The sequence below is a fragment of the Bradyrhizobium sp. 190 genome, from assembly GCF_023073415.1.
Taxonomy (GTDB): domain Bacteria; phylum Pseudomonadota; class Alphaproteobacteria; order Rhizobiales; family Xanthobacteraceae; genus Bradyrhizobium.
Genome location: NZ_JADPJL010000001.1, coordinates 66,141 through 84,262, shown reverse-complemented (window position 1 = coordinate 84,262; position 18,122 = coordinate 66,141). Strand labels below are relative to the sequence as shown.

The following is an 18,122-nucleotide window of genomic DNA, read 5'->3' as shown; positions in this document are numbered from 1 at the left end:
TCCGGCTTTCCAATCTGTCCTATAGCGACGTTGCTTACTTCCGCTTGTCCATCGGCACGTAATCGCGGCGGGCGACGCCGGTGTAGAGCTGGCGCGGACGGCCGATCTTCTGCTGCGGGTCCTCGATCATCTCGCTCCACTGGCTGATCCAGCCGACGGTGCGGGCGACCGCGAACAGCACGGTGAACATCGAGGTCGGGAAGCCCATCGCCTTCAGCGTGATGCCCGAATAGAAGTCGACATTCGGATAGAGCTTGCGGTCGATGAAGTACTGGTCGCTGAGCGCGATCTTTTCCAATTCCAGCGCGACCTTCAGCATCGGGTCCTCGCCATGGCCGGTCTCGGCCAGCACGGCGTGACACATCTTCTGCATGATCTTGGCGCGCGGATCGTAGTTCTTGTAGACGCGGTGGCCGAAGCCCATGAGGCGGACTTCGCTGTTCTTGTCCTTCACCTTGGCGATGAATTCCGGGATCTTGTCGACCGAACCGATGTCGGCGAGCATCGCAAGCGCGGCTTCGTTGGCGCCGCCATGGGCGGGACCCCACAGGCAGGCGATGCCGGCGGCGATACAGGCGAACGGGTTGGCGCCCGAGGAGCCGGCGATACGCACCGTCGAGGTCGAGGCGTTCTGCTCGTGGTCGGCGTGCAGGATGAAGATCTTGTCCAGCGCGTCAGCGAGCACCGGGTTGATCTTGTAATCCTCGCAGGGCACCGCGAAGCACATGTGCAGGAAGTTCTCGGCAAAGGAGAGCGAGTTCTTCGGATACATGAAGGGCTGGCCGACGGTGTATTTGAAGGCCATCGCGGCCAGCGTCGGAACCTTCGCGATCATGCGCATAGAGGCGATCATGCGCTGCTTCGGATCGTTGATGTCGGTGCTATCGTGATAGAACGCGGCGAGCGCGCCGACGGCGGCGACCATGATCGCCATCGGATGGGCGTCGCGGCGGAAACCCTGGAAGAAGCGGGCCATCTGCTCGTGAACCATGGTGTGATGGATCACGCGGTGGTCGAAGTCTTTCTTCTGCGCCGGCGTCGGAAGCTCCCCGTAAAGCAGCAGATAGCAGGTCTCGAGGAAGTCGCCCTTTTCGGCGAGCTGCTCGATCGGGTAGCCGCGGTATTCCAGCACGCCGGCATCGCCGTCGATATAGGTGATCTTCGACTGGCAGCTGCCGGTGGAGGTGAACCCGGGGTCGTAGGTGAACATCCCGGCCTGGGCGTAGAGCTTGGCGATGTCGATGACATCGGGCCCCACCGTGCCGGTGAGGATCGGGAAATCGTAGGTCTTGTTACCCACCGTGAGCGTTGCAGTCTTGTTGCTGGATTTTGCGTCCATCGCGAGTCCCCGATGAAATCGTTACGAAAAACCGCGCCGACCCTCGTGCCATTTCGCGGCGACAGCAAGGGAAGCCGGATTGTCTAGAAGCGGCGCCAAAGGCGTAGCTTATTGCCCTGTGCACTGCAAGATGGCCGCGTCCCCCCATATGGTAGGGGCTTAACTGGCTGCCTGATCGCCGAGACGGGCCAGGCATTCCTCTCGCCCCAGTACCGCCAAAACATCGAAAATACCCGGCGAAGTCGTGCGCCCGGTCAGCGCCACCCGGAGTGGCTGGGCAACGGCGCCGAGCTTGAGGTTGTTCTGCTCTGCGAAATTCCGCATCGCGGCTTCCGTGGTCTCGGCGTGCCAGTCGGTGACGGTCTCGAGCGCTATCCGGAGTTTTCCGATCAGGACGCGGGTCTCCGGCGTCAGCAGCGCGGCCGCCTTCGGCTCGACCTGAAGCGGGCGGTCGGCAAAGATGAAGTAGGCGCCCGATATCAGCTCGATCAGCGTCTTGGCGCGTTCCTTCAGGCTCGGCATCGCCCGCAACAATTGCGCGCGCGTGGCGTCGTTGAGTTTTGCCTTCAGCTCGGCGCCTTCGGGGACGTAATCCAGCACGCTCTCAAACTGGGACACCAGCTCGCGGTCATCAGCCTGGCGGATGTAGTGGCCGTTGAGGTTCTCCAGCTTGGCGAAATCGAACCGCGCCGCGGAGCGCCCGATCGCGGGCAGATCGAACGCGTCGATCATTTCCTGCGTCGAGAAGATTTCCTGGTCGCCATGGCTCCAGCCGAGCCGGACCAGGTAACTGCGCAGCGCCGCCGGCAGATAACCCATCGCGCGGTAAGCATCGACGCCGAGCGCGCCGTGGCGCTTCGACAGTTTCGAGCCGTCGGGCCCGTGGATCAGCGGGATGTGGGACATGTTCGGAATGTCCCATCCGAGCGCGTCGTAGATCTGTTTCTGGCGCGCGGCGTTGATCAAATGGTCGTCGCCGCGGATGACGTGGGTGACGCCCATGTCATGGTCGTCGACCACCACCGCCAGCATGTAGGTCGGGTTGCCGTCGCCTCGCAGCAGCACGAGATCGTCGAGGTTCTCGTTCTGCCAGACCACGCGGCCCTGGACCTGGTCCTCTATCACGGTCTCGCCGGTCAGCGGCGCCTTGAGGCGAATCGTGGGCTTCATGCCCGCGGGCGCCTCGGAGGGGTCGCGGTCCCGCCACATCCCGTCATAGAGGCGGGTGCGGCCCTCGGCGCGCGCTTTCTCGCGCATCGCGGTCAGTTCCTCCGCCGTGGCGTAGCAGCGGTAGGCCTTGCCGCTGGCCAGCAGTTGCTCGGCGACCTCGCGGTGGCGGGCGGCGCGGCTGAACTGATAGATGACGTCGCCGTCCCAATCGAGCCCCAGCCATTTCAGGCCATCCAGGATCGCCGCAATGGCCGGCTCGGTGGAGCGCTCGCGATCGGTGTCCTCGATCCGCAGCAGCATCTTGCCGCCGGTCTTCTTGGCGTAGAGCCAGTTGAACAGCGCGGTCCGGGCGCCTCCGATATGGAGGAAGCCGGTGGGCGAGGGGGCGAAGCGTGTGACGACGGAATCTGTCATTTACCGAGGCGGGCTGAGGTGAATTGGCGGTGGTGTATAGCAGGAACATTGCATAACTAAAGCCTAGCCATTGGCAAAGTAGGCTTGGCTCACAAGGGCGAATTTGGCAGAAGGTTCGCCAATCCCTAACAGGAACTCGGAATGACCACAGAACCGGTAACGGCAGAAGCAGGGCGCGATTTCATCCGCGACATCGTCCAGGCCGATCTCTCTTCCAATAAACATAGCCGGATCGTGACCCGATTTCCGCCGGAGCCGAACGGCTACCTGCATATCGGCCACGCCAAGTCGATTGCCCTCAATTTCGGCATCGCGCAGGAATTTGCCGGCAAGTGCCACCTGCGCTTCGACGACACCAACCCGACCAAGGAAGAGCAGGAATATATCGATTCCATTCAGGCCGACGTGCATTGGCTCGGCTATGACTGGGGAACCGATCTCTATTACGCCTCGGACTATTTCGATCGCCTGTACGACTGGGCCGAGGGCCTGATCAAGACCGGCGACGCCTATGTCGACGACCAGTCGCAGGAAGAAATCCGCGTGAACCGCGGCACGCTGACGGAGCCTGGCAAGAACTCACCGTTCCGCGACCGCGCGGTGGACGAGAACCTCGACCTGTTTCGCCGCATGAAGGCTGGCGAATTTCCGAACGGCACGCGCGTGCTGCGAGCGAAGATCGACATGGGCGCCGGCAATATCAACCTGCGCGACCCCGTGCTCTACCGCATTCTGCATGCCGAGCACCCGCGCACCGGCACCAAATGGTCGATCTATCCGAGCTACGACTACGCCCACGGCCAGTCGGACGCCATCGAAGGCATCACGCATTCGATTTGCACGCTGGAATTCGAGGACCACCGGCCGCTCTATGAATGGCTGCTCGACAAGCTGCCGGTGCCGTCGAAACCGCGGCAGTACGAATTCGCCCGGCTGAACCTGACTTATACGTTGCTGTCAAAGCGGGTGCTGACGCAACTCGTGCGTGACGGTCATGTGTCGGGCTGGGATGATCCGCGCATGCCGACCATTGCCGGCCTGAAGCGGCGCGGCGTGCCGTCGGCGGCGGTGCGCGAATTCGTCAAGCGCATTGGCGTGGCAAAGGCCAACAGCGTGGTCGATGTCGGTATGCTGGAATTTTGCATCCGTGAACTCCTCAACAAGACCGCGCAGCGCCGCATGGCGGTCTTAAGGCCGCTCAAGATCGTGATCGAGAATTATCCGGAAGGCCAGGTTGAAGAGCTCGAGGCCGTCAATCATCCCGATGATCCCGCGGCCGGCACGCGAAAGATTTCCTTCGGCCGCGAGCTCTATATCGAGCGCGACGACTTCATGGAAAACCCGCCGAAGAAATTCTTCCGCCTTTCGCCGGGCAACGAAGTGCGGCTGCGCTACGCTTATTTCATCAAATGCACCGGCGTCATCAAAAATGATGCAGGCGAAGTCGTCGAACTCCGCTGCACCTATGATCCCGCGACCAAGGGCGGCAACGCGCCTGACGGCCGCAAGGTCAAGGCCACCATGCACTGGCTGTCGGCCGCGCAGTCGATGCCCGCGGAAATCCGCGTCTATAATCAGCTCTTCGCGAACCCCAGCCCGAGTGCCGCGAATTTCGCCGTCGACCTCAATCCGGAATCGCTGGAGGTGTTGCCCGACGCCCGGATCGAGCCTTCGGTCGCATCAGACAATTCCGGCGAAGTGATGCAGTTCGAACGCCAGGGCTATTTCGTGCGCGACAAGGATTCCACGCCGGGCAAGCCCGTGTTCAACCGCACCATCGGCCTGCGCGACACGTTTGCGAAGGAAGTCGGCGGGAAGGGGTGAAGCAGCGGAATGTAGGGTGGGCAAAGCGCAGCGTGCCCACCATCGCCTCCGCGTCGTGAATGGTGGGCACGCTTCGCTTTGCCCACCCTACGATTTCAGATTGGATCATCGATGCAACACGCGATCGACGACATCGTCTCTGGCATCACGCGCCGGTGGGCGGCGGCGTTCAGCAGGCTGGATGCCAAAGCTCTCGCCTCACTCTATTCGAAGAACGCATTCTTCTTTGGTTCGAACCCGAATTTCTATCGCGGCAATGACGGCATTAAGACCTACTTCGAGGGACTGCCGCGATGGCAGTCGCCATCCGTGCAATTCACCGATATCAGGACGGCGCCGGCGGCGGTCGATCTGATCAATGTCGCGGGCACAGCGACGTTTATCGTCGAGAAGGACGCCGAGCCGCTGGTGGTGAAAATTACTTGGGTGATCGTTCGCGAAGACGGAGACTGGAAGATCGTCAGCCATCACGTCTCGTCGAAGACGCCGCTGATCGCACAATAGGCGTCGGCCCGGCGGCGGCTAGCAGCCCCGGCAAATACCCCGGATGGCTTTTGCGAGCTGGGCATCTTCCTGCGTCATGGGCTCGTAGCTCTTTTGCTGTTCGGCCTCCCGGGCCTCGTTCGCTTTCTGACGGGCGGCGCGCGCAACCTCCTGGCGCTGGTAGCACGCCTCGCGCTCGGGCCTTGCCTCGATGAAACGACATTGTTCGGTCGCCGCGGCAGCAGTCGCCGAGGCGGTCATCATGACGGCAAATGAAAGGCAGGCGATTAGCTTCATGGCCGCGAGTGTAGCGCGGATGGCGGCGCGTTTCCTCAGGTTTCTGCATCCGCTCTGGGGATCTTTAACGCAGATCAATCAACGGCGGCAGGATGCTTCCCGTTACCTCCGATGCGTCACCGGAGAGGCGCCAAGCGGCTACTCCGAAGCATGCCGTGAGCATCAGAGCCGTCACAAGCAGAAACGTACAAGAAAACTGGCTCACGTCGTGCTCCGCAACCAGCCTCGAATTCTAGACACGAGCACGCTTTGCCGAGTCGGAAAATGCAGTTGGGCTGACTTAGCGGCAGTTTTCCACGCCAATGAATTATCTTTTGGCGGAAATCAGTCGGGGAAGGTCCCGTGGGTGTTGCGGCCCGCTTCTTCAGGTTTCTGCATCCGTTCCGCTAGCGGCCGCAATACACCGTCCGGTAGTCTCGTGCTCTCCACGGGATCGTAAGGTGTAGGCCGGGGTGGCTGAGCAGGGCGACATTTCGGGCCGGAAGCGGGGCTATGCCGGGACCTGGCCGCCACGCGCCGCGGCGCCCATTGGCGGCCTTGCTCCATCGCGTCCCGCTTTCTGGCCGCCGGTTGTCGAGACGCTGCGCGCGTGGGCGCGTGCGGAAGCTGGCGCGGGCCGATTGCTGCCCTGGATACCCGTGGCGTTCGGCATCGGCATCGCGTTCTACTTTGCCGCCGATCACGAGCCGGTGCTGTCGGTGGCCGCCGTCGTGGCGATCACGCTATGTGCGGTGGCGGCTCTATTGCGGCGGCAAAAATTCTTTCCGGTCGCGGTGATGATCGCAGCCGTTGCGGCAGGCTTTGCGGTGGCGACCTGGAAGACGGCGCGGGTCGCGCATGGCGTGCTGGCGCGGCCGATGTTTTCGGTATCGCTGACGGGTTTTGTCGAGACCCGCGACATTCGCGAGCGCACGGACCGTTTTGTGCTGCGCGTCGTCACCATGGAAAGCGCGCGCGGAACGACCAAGCTCGAACGCGTGCGGCTGTCGGTGAAGAAGGGCACGGCGCCCGCGGTCGGCAGCTTCGTCGAATTGAAGGCGCGACTGTTGCCGCCGCTCTCACCGGTGCGGCCGGGCAGCTACGATTTCAGCCGCGACATGTTCTTCGCCGGCATCGGCGCCTCCGGCTTCGTGATGGGCGCGATCAAGACCACGGAGCCGCCGGCCATGGGCGGCGGGCTTCGCCTGCGCTATTCGGCCGTGATGCAGGGCCTGCGCGATACGATCGACGCGCGGATCAGGACCACGCTGGAAGGTGACAAGCGCGCGATTGCCACGGCGCTGTTGACCGGGCGGCGCGACGCGATCTCGCCGCCGGTGAACGACGCCATGTTCATCTCTGGATTGGGCCATGTGCTGTCGATCTCCGGCTATCACATGGCCGTCGTCGCCGGCGTCGTGTTCTTCGCGGTGCGGGCGCTGCTCGCGCTGTTTCCAGCACTCACGGTCGGCTACGCCATCAAGAAATGGTCGGCCGCGGCAGCGCTCGCCGCCGCCGCGTTCTATCTGCTGCTGTCGGGGGCGGAAGTGGCGACGCAGCGCTCGTTCTTCATGACGGCCGTGGTGCTGATCGCGGTCATGGTCGATCGCCGGGCGATTACGTTTCGCACGCTCGCGGTCGCGGCCCTGATCGTGCTGGTGGTCGCGCCGGAAGCGCTGGTCCATCCGAGTTTTCAGATGTCGTTTGCGGCGACGCTTGGCCTCGTTGCCCTGGTGCAGATCGGCATGCCGCGCCTGTTCGCGACAGCAGATCATACCGCAACCGCGCGTGCGGCGCTGTGGGGCGGTCGTGAGATCACGATGCTGTTGCTGGCCTCGCTGGTGGCGGGGCTCGCGACCATGCCTTACGCGGCCTTTCACTTCCACCGGGTCACGCCCTATGGCGTGCTGGCCAATCTCGCGGCGATGCCGGTGGTCTCCGCAGTCGTGATGCCGGCGGGCCTGCTCGGCCTTGTCGCGATGCCGTTCGGTTTCGATCGCCTGTTCTGGGCGATCATGGGTGTCGGCATCGACTGGATGATTGCGGTGACGCAATGGGTCGCAGCTTTGCCCGGCGCGGTCGGCCGCGTGCCGGCGTTCGGCATCGGCCCGCTGATTGCGGCCAGTCTCGGCATCATCCTGCTCGGCCTGTTGCGCACCCCGCTGCGCTGGTCGGGCGCCGTACTGGTACTATCAGCGGCGCTGTGGGCGGCGAGGGCGCCGCAGCCGGATATCTTGATTTCCGCCGATGGCCGCAATGTCGGGGTGCGCGGCCAGGATGGAAGGCTGCATCTGATGCATGCGGCAAAGGGCTCCCGGGATGCCTTCCTGCTGAAGGAGTGGCTGGCGGCGGATGCGGATGCGCGTACGGCGGCCGATGCGTCGCTCACATCAGGCGTCTCATGCGACGACCTTGGCTGCGTGATGCAATCCGCCGGCGGCTTGGTCGCGCAGGCGCTCAGGCCCGAGGCGCTGGCGGACGATTGCGAGCGCGCGGCGCTCATCGTGACCCTGCGGCAGGCGCCCGCATCATGCGCGGCTTCCATCATCGATGCCGACCGGCTGCGGCGGCAGGGGGCGATGGCGTTGCGGCGAAGCCGTGAGGGATTTGTCGTCGAGGCGGTCAAACCCCGAGGGATCGACCGCCCATGGTCGCCGGCCGTCGCCGACGAGGGCGAGGCAGACACCGCCGTTCTTGCGCCGCGTGTCGTGCCACCGCGCGCCGTCGATGCCACGCCAGCTGAGGCCGACCTTCAGGCGGAGGAATAGAGCGTTTTCCAGGGAAGTGGAGACCAGTTCGCGTCAAGAAAACGCGTCAAATCAAAAGTCTAGAGCCCCAGGGGTCTAGACGACCTTCAGTGCTCGTCGACCGTGGGACTGGCTGGTATTTCGAATGCGCCGAGGTGGAATTCCTCAGGCGCGTCGGGGGTCGACGGCAGCTTGACCAGCGTGAACGACGCCGCAGGGAATTGCCGCCAGATCGCGAGATCTTCGGCCGTGATGGTGAGCCAGCCGTACCTGAACATGTACCGTCCAGGCTCGGTGACGCGTCCGGCTTTTTGCCAAGTAACCTTGTTGACCACCGACTGCCCCTCGGTGCCGAGTTTTCTCACAAAACTATATCACCATGATCCGCCGGCCTGAACCGGCGGATCGCATTCACGTTGCGTTTTATCCGGTCACGATGGATTCGCCCCGAGGCGCTTCCGTCACCTTCGGTGCACGTTCGCCCTCGGTCACCGGCAATTGCAGCACGGTCGCGCGCTGGCCTTCGCAAAGCTGCGTCACCAGCACATGGCTTCCGTCAGGAAATTCGATCGCATCATGGTGACGGTCGGATACTTCGGGTTCGATCTGGTTGAACTTGCCGACCCGCCATTCGGTGGTTCGGGTCCAGATCCACCGGTTGTCGTATTTGACGTCCTCGGCGAACGCCAGTTCAGTGCCGGGAAGCATGCAGACCGCCACTGCTGGTTCGCGTTCCGACGCGAAGCCGCGGGTTGATGTACCGCGGAATGTCGTGGTGATCAGCGTCTCGCCGACCTTGGCCGGACGCGTCGCCACAGCGTGCAGGCTATAGTCACACATCGGATGGCTCCCTCGTTTGAGATAGCGGACCGGTGTCTTGAAGGAGGCACAGGCCTCTATCAGAGTGGACGTATTCAGAGCGGACTTGGCGCAGAGTCTTTTCTTGTTTCTGGGCAATTCTGCGACTGGCCCACTGCGCCTAAATCACAAACGCGCTAACCCGCCTTGGTTCCATGCGCGCCACAAAAAACCCCGGCCGAAGGCCGGGGCGGGGTTGCCGTAGCAGTCGTGTCGGCAACCCGACCGTTCAATACTTCCGGTACAGCCCGATCAGTTTGCCCTGAATCCGGACCCGGTTCGGCGGCAGGATGCGGACTTCGTAGGCGGTGTTCGCCGGCTCCAGCGCGATCGAGGCGCCACGGCGGCGGAAGCGTTTTAGCGTGGCTTCCTCCTCGTCGATCAGCGCCACCACGATATCGCCGGTGTCGGCGGTCTCGTTGCGCTGGATCAGCGCCATGTCGCCGTCGAGAATACCGGCGTCGACCATGGAATCGCCGCGCACTTCGAGCGCGTAATGTTCGCCGGAGCCGAGCATGTCAGGCGGCACGCTGATGGTGTGGCTGCGGGTCTGCAGCGCCTCGATCGGCGTACCGGCGGCGATCCGGCCCATCACGGGCACGGCGACCGGGCGATTGCCGTCGTCCTCGGCAGCCGGCGCGCTCACCGTGCGCCTGCCGAGCGTGCCTTCGATGACGCTCGGCGTGAAGCCGCGGCGGCCGTTGCCGGCGGCCGCGAGCTCCGGCAGCTTGATGACTTCGATGGCGCGGGCGCGGTTGGGCAGGCGGCGGATGAAGCCACGCTCCTCCAGTGCCGTAATGAGACGGTGGATTCCGGATTTCGAACGCAGATCGAGCGCGTCCTTCATCTCGTCGAAGGAGGGCGGTACGCCGGCCTCTTTCAGCCGTTCATTGATGAAACGCAGAAGTTCATATTGTTTGCGCGTAAGCATCGCGAGCATTCCCCCGGTTGGCACAGTCTTTCGGTCCCGAATCTCCAGGGTCCATCGCGAGAGTCCCCAAAACTCCCAACCATAGACACTAGCAGTCGAAACAAATCATGAACGGACACTATATGTTCGATATGTGTTCCGCAACCACTTAATTTCAGGTGAACGCATTGCGGCTTCGGCTGAAGACACCCTTAAGGGCGCCGTTCAGGGCGTCATTCCGGCAGCCGGAGCAGCTCGCAACGCGAACCCTTGGCGGCAGCCGGCGCGAACGGCGGACGTATCACAAGTGCCCGTGCCGCAGCGAGATTCCCTAATAGCGACGAGTCCTGGTGGTTCACCGGCACTGCGATCAGCGTGCCGTCCGCGCGCTCTTCGAGGCGCGCTCGAAGATAGTCTTCGCGCTGGTCGTTGGCGGCGAGGTAGCGGCCCAGCTCGGCGCCTTCGCGCGGATGATGGATGGTGTCACGGCCCGATAATGCGCGAATCAACGGCACCAGAAACAGGAAGCCGCAGACATAGGAGGAGACGGGATTGCCGGGCAGGCCGATCACCCGCATCGCGCCCAGCCTGCCGTGCATCATCGGCTTGCCCGGCCGCATCGCGATGCGCCAGAACGCCATGGCCGTCCCCTCGGCCTCCAGCGACTGCTTGACGAGGTCATGGTCGCCGACCGAGGCGCCGCCCATGGTGATCAGGATATCTGCTTCAAGCTCGCGCGCCCGGCGGATGCCTTGCGCGGTGGCAGCGACCGTGTCGGCGGCGATTCCGAGATCGATGACCTCGGCGCCTTCCGACCGCGCCAGCGCACGGATTCCGTAGCCGTTGGAATAGACGATCTGGCCGGGGCCGGGGGTTGCGCCCGGCATCACCAGCTCGTCGCCGGTGCCGAGGACCGCGACTTTCGGGCGGCGGCGCACCGCAAGCTCCGGATAGTTCATGCCGGCGGCGAGCGACAAATCGCGGTCGGTGAGGCGGCGCCCGCGCGTGAGCAGCACATCGCCCTCCCGGAAATCGACGCCGGCGGGACGGATATGCCGCCCCTTCACGGCCGCCTCGGTGATGGTGATGTGGTCGCCATCGACGCCAGTGTCCTCCTGGATGATCACAGCGTCGGCGCCGTCGGGGATCACGCCGCCGGTAAAAATCCGCACCGCTTCGCCGCTGCCGACCTTCCGCTCGAACGGGCGGCCGGCCGCGACCTCGCCGATCACCCTCAGCCGTGCGGAGAGATCGGCGGCATCATCAGCGCGCACCGCGTAGCCGTCCATCGCCGACATCGCCTGCGGCGGTTGCGTCCGCCGCGCGGCGACGTCGCGCGCCAGCACGCGATACCAGGCATCGTCGAGCGAAATCATTTCCTCGGGCAACGGTTCGGCGCCGGCAAGGATCGCAGCAAGCGCATCGGCGACAGGCATCAAGGCCACGGGCGACCTCCTATACTTCAAGTGCGGTCAGTGCCCTCGCCACGTCATCCGTCGATGTCACGTGGATGGCACAAAGGCCGCGCGCCCGCGCACCTTCGATATTGGCGGCCGAGTCGTCGAAGAACAGGATCCGCGACGCCGGCACGCCGATCGCCTTTACCACATGATCATAGGCTTCCGCGTCGGGTTTGCGCAAACCGATGCTCGAGGACAGGAATACCTCGCGGAAATGGCCGAGCACATCAGCATAGGCCAGCGAAAAATGCGCCACGTGGGCCGGATTGGTGTTGGAAAAGGCATAGAGCGGCAGGCGTTGTGCGGCGCCAGCCAGCAGCGGCGCAATTCCGGGCATCTCGCCGGTGAAGATCGCGTTCCAGCCCTCGAGGAACTGCGCGTCTGTGATGCCGATGCCGAGCGACTGACGCAGGCTCGCAAAGAATGCCGCGTCGTCGATCTGGCCGATCTCGTGGTGCTTGAAACTGTCGTTGACGACAAAGCGGCTGGCGAGCTCGGCAGGCTCGCAGCCCGCGTGCGCGGCCCAGGTCGCCATCACCTTGTCGAAACTGATATCGAGCACGACACGGCCGAGATCGAACAGCAACACGTCGACGGAGGGGGGCGCTGGCGGCAAATTCATGGCAATCGTTTACAAAACTGGACCGGCCTGAGCAACGGCCGCCACGGGGATTCGCTTCGAAACCCAATCCGGCGCTTAAGCCCGTGCGCGAGCTGTGCTAAAGGCTTGGGCCTATTTCAGGGAGTAGTCGCATGCAAGCCGTTGGGAGAATTCTGGGCGCCGTCGCCGTGATCGCGTTATTCGCTGGACCTGCTGCGGCCCAAAAAGGTCCTGCCAAATACGGCGAGGAGGACAAGGCCAAGACGCCTGCGGAAATCGCGGCCGAGAAGGACGCCGAGCGGGCTTACCGGAGGTCACTCGGCAACATACCGGAACAGCAGAAGAGTGCGGACCCCTGGGGTACCGTACGCAGCGACAGTGCGTCGCCGAAAGCGGCGGCCAAGGCGCCGCCGGCCAAGCCGAAGGCCAAATCCGCCGAGGGTGCCGCAAAATAAGAGACTTCCTGGCGTCGTGCCGGGACAATGATGTCCAGATCGAGGAAACCACAGATGACGGAAACGCTGCTGTTTTCCCCGATGACGATCCGTGGCGTCACGCTGAAGAACCGCATCGTGGTGCCGCCGATGCATCAATATTCGGCCCAGAAGGGCTTTCCGGCCGACTGGCACCTGATGAACGCCGGCAAGTTCGCCGCCGGCGGCGCGGGCCTCGTCGTCGTGGAATCGACCAAGGTCGAGCGGCGCGGCTGCGGCACGGTCGGCGATCTCGGCATCTGGGACGACAAGTTCGTCGAGCCGCTCGGCCGCCTCGCAAAATTCATCAGGCAGCAGAATTCGGTCGCCGGCATTCAGCTCGGCCATTCCGGCCGCAAGGCGCGCGCGACAAGGCCGTGGGAGGGCGACCGTCCACTTGAGCGGACATACGATATCGAGGACTGGGAGGCATGGCAGCCGGTGGCCCCGAGCGCGATCGCCCATAGCGAGAAATGGCCGGTGCCGAAGGCGCTGGAACGCCATGAGGTGAAAGATCTGGTGCAGGCCTGGGGCAACGCGGCACGGCGCGCCCACGAAGCGGGCTTCGACGTCCTGGAGCTGCACGGCGCGCACGGCTATCTCGTGCATCAGTTCCTGTCGGAGCGGTCCAACGCCCGCACCGACGAATATGGCGGCTCCGAAGCCAACCGCATGCGCTTCATCACCGAAATCACCGAAGCCGTGCGCGCGCACTGGCCGGACTACAAGCCGCTGTTCGTCCGTCTCTCGGTCGAGGACAATGCCGGATGGGGGCCGGAGCAGAGCGCCCGGCTGGCAAAAATTCTGAAAGCGAAGGGCGTCGACGCCATCGACTGCTCGTCCGGCGGCATCACCGAAATGGCGCCGATCCTGGGCAAGGAAATCAAATTTGGCTACCAGGTGCCGCTGTCGGAATACGTGAAACGCCATGCCGACATCATGACGATGGCGGTTGGCCTCATCATCCATGGCGACCAGGCCGAGCAGATCCTGCGCGACGGTCAGGCCGATTTGATCGCGGTGGGGCGGGAAATCCTCAACAATCCCAATTGGCCGATGGATGCCGCGCTCAAGCTTGGAGTGGAGGGCGCATTCCGCAACGTTCCGCCGCAATTCGGCTACTGGCTGGGCACCCGCGCCAAGCGCGGTTTTGGAACCCCACCCTCGACCTGGCAAAACGGGCTGCAGAAAGCCGATTAGGTGCCTGATGAGGTCGTATTGGTTCGGGCCGGCGTGCCTTGATCCGACCAAAAAGCCATTGTGAGTTGGTTGCGCCGGGACAGGGCGCCGATTCACAGGGATCGCGGGCGTCCGTTAGCCAAAAGGGACGCCCCACGATGCGCAGGAATTTTTCCTTTCTTCTCGGCACGGTTACGGGCGCGTGTCTGACCGTTCTCGTGGTGGGACCGCCGGGGGCTAGTCTGGTCGCGGCGGCAAAGGCAGCGGCGCGTTCCGACGCCTACACCCAGCTCAATCTGTTCGGCAACGTGTTCGAGCGGATCAAGACCAGCTATGTCGAGAAGCCCGACGATTCCAAGCTGATGGAAGGCGCCATCAACGGCATGATCTCCGCGCTCGATCCTCATTCGCGCTACATGAATGAGAAGGGCTGGAGCGACATGCAGGAGACCACCCATGGCGAGTTCGGCGGGCTCGGCATCGAGGTCACGATGGAAGACGGCCTCGTCAAGGTGGTGACGCCGATCGACGATACGCCCGCGGCCAAGGCCGGCATGCTGTCGGGCGACGTGATCACCCAGATCGACGACGAGCAGATTCAGGGCATGACGCTCGAGCAGGCGGTGAGCCGGATGAAGGGCCCCGCCAACAGCAAGATCCGACTGAAGGTCGCGCGCAAGGGTTCCGCCGCGCCGATCGATGTTGCCATCGTCCGCGAGATCATCCGGGTGCGGCCGGTCCGCTACAAGACCGACAGTGGCGACATCGGCTACATCAGGATCACCCGCTTCAACGAGCAGACCACCGACGGCCTGAAAAAGGCCATTGCCAGCATCGCCAAGGAAATCCCGGCCGACAAGCTGGCGGGCTATGTCGTCGACCTCCGCAACAATCCCGGCGGGTTGCTCGACCAGGCCGTATCCGTGTCGAGCGCTTTCATGACAAGGGGCGAGGTGGTTTCGACGCGCGGCAGAACTTCGGAGGAAACCCAACGCTTCACCGCGCGTGGCGGCGATATCACCAAAGGCAAGCCGCTGGTCGTGCTGATCAATGGTGGCTCGGCTTCCGCCTCCGAGATCGTGGCCGGCGCCTTGCGCGACCACAAGCGCGCCACCCTGATCGGGACGCGCACCTTCGGCAAAGGCTCGGTGCAGACCATCATCCCGCTCGGATCAGGCAATGGCGCGCTGGCGCTGACCACGGCGCGCTACTTCACGCCGTCGGGCCGCTCGATCCAGGCTCAGGGTATCGCGCCCGACATCGAAGTGCTGCAGGATGTGCCGGATGAACTGAAGAGCCGTTCCGAGCTGAAGGGCGAAGCCTCGATGCGCGGCCACCTCGCCGCCGACGGCGCCGAACAAGCCGGCTCGCAAGCCTGGGTTCCGCCGAACGACAAGGACGACAAGGCGCTGAACGCGGCGTTCAATTTGCTGCGCGGGGTGACGGTGAACGCGAATGGTCCGGCGATGGCGAAGCGGGCGGTGCCGAATTGACGACTTCCACTAGGGCAACGTTGCCCAGATGATCGACTTGTCCGCCGTAGCTCAAGGAGCGCGGGCGGAAGCGACATCCAAGATTTGGTTTGTTCCCGCATATCGCTGCGTGTTGCGGCGCGCCTTGTGCCGTTCGTTTAGCGATAATAGCTTAGTGCCCGACATTGGGCCATGAATGAATTTTGATCGTGATATAGCCAAAGTAAGCGGTATTGCCGCGGTGCCGACCATCCTTGACGTGGTGAGCAAGACCACGGGGATGGGATTCACGGCTATCGCCCGCGTCACCGAGGACAGGTGGATTACCTGCGCGTCCAAGGACGATTTGGCGTTCGGCCTGAAGCCTGGCGACGAGCTGAAGGTCGAGACCACCATCTGCCACGAAATCCGGCAGAGCCGCGAGGCGGTCATCATTGATGACGTGAGCAAGGACGCCGCCTATTGCGGCCACCACACCCCGGCGCAGTACGGCTTTCAGAGCTACATCTCGATGCCGATCATCCTTCCCGATGGTTCCTTTTTCGGAACTCTTTGTGCCATCGATCCCAAGCCGCGCGCTTTGCGCACCCCCGAAACCATCGGGATGTTCAAACTGTTTGCGGAGCTGCTGGCGTTTCACCTGGACGCGGCCGACAGGGTCGAGATGAGCGAAAGGCAACTGGCGTCGGAGAAAAAGACGGCGGAGGTACGCGAGCAGTTCATTGCCGTCCTGGGCCATGACCTTAGAAATCCGCTTGCTTCAATCGCTGGCGGGTTGCGTCTGCTTCGCAAGAAGGTGGATCCGGAAGGCGAGAACTGGATCAGTCTCATGCAGGGCAGCGTCAATCGCATGTCCGGCATGATTGACAACGTGATGGACTTCGCGCGCGCCAGGCTCGGCGGAGGGATGCAGGTGAGGTTGAAGGAGGATCTGCTCGAACCGGTCATTGAGCAGATCGTTGCGGAGTTCAGGAGTGCGTACCCTGATCGCCTCATAGAGACGGGTGTCAAAATGTCCGGCAAGGTCAACATGGATGCCGGCCGGATGGGGCAGTTGTTGTCGAACCTGCTCGGTAATGCGTTGTCCTATGGTGCTCCCTCTGAACCGATCACCGTCATCGCGAAAAGCGCTGGCAAGGGCTTTGCGATCAGCGTGAGCAACCGCGGCGCGCCCATTCCGGCCGAGGCCGTGCCGCACCTATTCACGGCCTTTCAGCGCGGCGATGTCCAACCGAACCAGCAAGGCCTCGGCCTGGGCCTCTACATCTCCCAGGAAATAGCCAAGGCGCACGGAGGGATCATTTCCGTGGAATCAAATCCGCATGAAACCACGTTCAGGGCCGAGTTTTGGCAGGCGGATTGATGTGGCCGTCAACGCCGATCGCAACGCGTTTTGGTCAAATTGAGATATGCTGCAGCGCGGGCCCTTGCCGGTTCGATACGCATTGGTCGTCGCCGCCTCATCACGCGATCAACCAGTCAAAAGCACGGCGCAGGTATGCTCGGGCATCCTGCTCGATTGGTGTTCCGTGGGCCATCAGCACCTTTTCGGCGGGCCATGCGAGAATGTGTTGCAGGGAGTCTCGCGCGGCGCGGCGGTTGGCAAAGGCGACGCGAAACTTGCGCGGCACCGACGGCTCAGGTCCTGTCATGAGGTCCGGTTTCGCTACGATAGCTCGCCAGCCGGACAGTCGTTCGGCAGGGAACTGCTGGATCAGGTCAGTGAAGAGCACGGTGCCGCTCTTGACATGAAAGAACACGACCTCGGTAGTGATCAGGTTGCCGTGCATCAGGACCTGATCGATCTCCCCGATCCAGCCCGCGCTGGGCGCGCTTCCGAGATCAGCGTCAAATATTATGTCCTCGCGTTTCCTTCGCAATCCGGGCGGGGCGTGGACCTTGGCGCCGGGGTAGGCATGCTTCCACTCTTGAAGAAACAAGTGATGAAGTGAATTTGGCGCAACAATGTGCCGTACGTGACCGATAGCATCCACTGCGCGCAGGCCATCCGTGAGCTGGATCGGCGACCAGATGAAGAGGCTGCCGTCTGATAGACCTATTACGGCCATTCGGGTGGGGTAATGAAATCCAGCTACTGCAACGTCCGGTCCGTCCGCAGTCCAGATCTTCTGACCGAATTCCTTCAACATAACCGATCTAACGCAATTATAGCGATCCGGATCAAGATCCCCTTTTGAATCCCCCGCCGGTTACTTGCCGCCCTTCAGGTCCTTCCTGAATTCGGAAACGCCGGTTGGCGGAATGATGAGTTGTGAAACATAACCCGGGTTGAGAATAACGCCGTAGCTTTCCGGCATCCTCAGAAAGAACTCCCTCCCGTTCATTTGCAGCACGTACTCCGCCATACGGCTATGCAGCCCCGGCCGCGACAGGGCGGAAAAGACGGCGACAAAGGGATGGCCGTCCTTCTCGAACAACAGCGGATCAAGCCCGCTCCAATCAGACTGAACTTCTCCCTTGCTCGATATGAAGAGATTCGATCGGGCGATGAGCCCCATCAGATCGGCAACCGGGCGGACGCCTTGTTTGGCATTCACGATCGCGATCTCAAGTTCGTTCTCAGGTTTGAACTCTTGTAACTGCACAATGCGCCCCTGCGGCCTGTCGCCGACCAATTCATTCCGAATTTGTGGCAGGCGGCGGTCGCGAGCCGGGCAGCGAAAGGGCATCGTCAAGGCAGGCGAGACGATCCGGAAACAAAGACCTTTTTTGAAACCACGTCTCCGTCCAATCGTAGCTGGGGCGCCGTGATCTTTTACGAAGCCGGTTCCCGCTCCATGCGCGTTCAAACGGAGTAGTTATGTCGAGAAAATTTACTTTGCCGACCCTGATGTTGTTGCTCTGTTCGAGTGGGGCCCTGCAAGCAAACCCGCTCGATTCACCCGGCGTCGTTTA

17 protein-coding genes are annotated in these 18,122 nt (G+C 62.9%); 7 read left to right on the top strand and 10 right to left on the bottom strand.

Features of this window, described 5'->3' with window-relative positions; all coding sequences use genetic code 11:
• Positions 1-34 precede the first annotated feature (34 nt).
• Together gltA and gltX are read right to left on the bottom strand one after the other, a co-directional pair.
• Complete coding sequence (gene gltA, locus IVB22_RS00365) at positions 35-1,339, bottom strand: citrate synthase (protein ID WP_247515363.1); 1,305 nt, start codon at positions 1,337-1,339, stop codon at positions 35-37.
• Between the two features lie 159 nt (positions 1,340-1,498).
• Positions 1,499-2,923: a glutamate--tRNA ligase gene (gene gltX / locus IVB22_RS00360; RefSeq protein ID WP_247515362.1), complete on the bottom strand. Its 1,425-nt coding sequence runs from the start codon at positions 2,921-2,923 to the stop codon at positions 1,499-1,501.
• 141 nt (positions 2,924-3,064) lie between these two features.
• Between gltX and IVB22_RS00355 the strand changes: the two genes are divergently transcribed.
• Positions 3,065-4,747, top strand: a complete 1,683-nt coding sequence (locus IVB22_RS00355; protein ID WP_247515361.1) for a glutamine--tRNA ligase/YqeY domain fusion protein — start codon at positions 3,065-3,067, stop codon at positions 4,745-4,747.
• A gap of 111 nt (positions 4,748-4,858) precedes the next feature.
• Positions 4,859-5,251 carry a nuclear transport factor 2 family protein gene (locus tag IVB22_RS00350; RefSeq protein ID WP_247515360.1) on the top strand — a complete coding sequence of 131 codons (393 nt, stop codon included), beginning with the start codon at positions 4,859-4,861 and terminating at the stop codon, positions 5,249-5,251.
• A gap of 18 nt (positions 5,252-5,269) precedes the next feature.
• On the opposite strand, the gene IVB22_RS00345 is transcribed toward IVB22_RS00350, so the two are convergent.
• Positions 5,270-5,527, bottom strand: coding sequence for a hypothetical protein (locus tag IVB22_RS00345; RefSeq protein WP_247515359.1), 258 nt, complete (start codon positions 5,525-5,527; stop codon positions 5,270-5,272).
• A 452-nt stretch (positions 5,528-5,979) separates the two neighbouring features.
• Between IVB22_RS00345 and IVB22_RS00340 the strand changes: the two genes are divergently transcribed.
• Positions 5,980-8,274 carry a ComEC/Rec2 family competence protein gene (locus IVB22_RS00340; protein WP_247515358.1) on the top strand — a complete coding sequence of 765 codons (2,295 nt, stop codon included), beginning with the start codon at positions 5,980-5,982 and terminating at the stop codon, positions 8,272-8,274.
• A gap of 86 nt (positions 8,275-8,360) precedes the next feature.
• Here IVB22_RS00340 and IVB22_RS00335 read toward each other — a convergent pair whose 3' ends face one another.
• From IVB22_RS00335 to IVB22_RS00315, 5 genes are all read right to left on the bottom strand, one after another.
• Positions 8,361-8,618 carry a hypothetical protein gene (locus IVB22_RS00335; protein WP_247515357.1) on the bottom strand — a complete coding sequence of 86 codons (258 nt, stop codon included), beginning with the start codon at positions 8,616-8,618 and terminating at the stop codon, positions 8,361-8,363.
• Positions 8,619-8,676: 58 nt separating this feature from the next.
• Positions 8,677-9,093 (bottom strand): hypothetical protein, encoded by a 417-nt coding sequence (locus tag IVB22_RS00330; RefSeq protein WP_247515356.1) that lies wholly within the window; start codon positions 9,091-9,093, stop codon positions 8,677-8,679.
• Positions 9,094-9,340: 247 nt separating this feature from the next.
• Positions 9,341-10,042, bottom strand: coding sequence for a transcriptional repressor LexA (lexA, locus tag IVB22_RS00325; RefSeq protein ID WP_247515355.1), 702 nt, complete (start codon positions 10,040-10,042; stop codon positions 9,341-9,343).
• A 212-nt stretch (positions 10,043-10,254) separates the two neighbouring features.
• Complete coding sequence (gene glp, locus IVB22_RS00320) at positions 10,255-11,466, bottom strand: gephyrin-like molybdotransferase Glp (RefSeq protein ID WP_247515354.1); 1,212 nt, start codon at positions 11,464-11,466, stop codon at positions 10,255-10,257.
• A 10-nt stretch (positions 11,467-11,476) separates the two neighbouring features.
• Positions 11,477-12,103, bottom strand: a complete 627-nt coding sequence (locus IVB22_RS00315; protein ID WP_247515353.1) for an HAD family phosphatase — start codon at positions 12,101-12,103, stop codon at positions 11,477-11,479.
• 131 nt (positions 12,104-12,234) lie between these two features.
• On the opposite strand from IVB22_RS00315, the gene IVB22_RS00310 reads away from it, so the two are divergent.
• The 4 genes from IVB22_RS00310 (at position 12,235) to IVB22_RS00295 (ending at position 16,569) form a co-directional block, all read left to right on the top strand.
• Complete coding sequence (locus IVB22_RS00310; RefSeq protein WP_247515352.1) at positions 12,235-12,537, top strand: hypothetical protein; 303 nt, start codon at positions 12,235-12,237, stop codon at positions 12,535-12,537.
• A gap of 54 nt (positions 12,538-12,591) precedes the next feature.
• Complete coding sequence (locus IVB22_RS00305) at positions 12,592-13,755, top strand: NADH:flavin oxidoreductase/NADH oxidase (RefSeq protein WP_247515351.1); 1,164 nt, start codon at positions 12,592-12,594, stop codon at positions 13,753-13,755.
• A gap of 137 nt (positions 13,756-13,892) precedes the next feature.
• Positions 13,893-15,227, top strand: coding sequence for a S41 family peptidase (locus IVB22_RS00300; protein WP_247515350.1), 1,335 nt, complete (start codon positions 13,893-13,895; stop codon positions 15,225-15,227).
• A 175-nt stretch (positions 15,228-15,402) separates the two neighbouring features.
• A complete protein-coding gene (locus tag IVB22_RS00295) occupies positions 15,403-16,569 on the top strand; it encodes a GAF domain-containing sensor histidine kinase (protein ID WP_247515349.1) in 1,167 nt (388 codons plus the stop codon).
• 100 nt (positions 16,570-16,669) lie between these two features.
• Here IVB22_RS00295 and IVB22_RS00290 read toward each other — a convergent pair whose 3' ends face one another.
• On the bottom strand, positions 16,670-17,356 hold the full coding sequence (locus IVB22_RS00290; RefSeq protein WP_247515348.1) for a DUF4336 domain-containing protein: 687 nt from the start codon (positions 17,354-17,356) through the stop codon (positions 16,670-16,672).
• A 60-nt stretch (positions 17,357-17,416) separates the two neighbouring features.
• On the bottom strand, positions 17,417-17,902 hold the full coding sequence (locus IVB22_RS00285) for an SseB family protein (protein ID WP_247515347.1): 486 nt from the start codon (positions 17,900-17,902) through the stop codon (positions 17,417-17,419).
• Positions 17,903-18,122 lie beyond the last annotated feature (220 nt).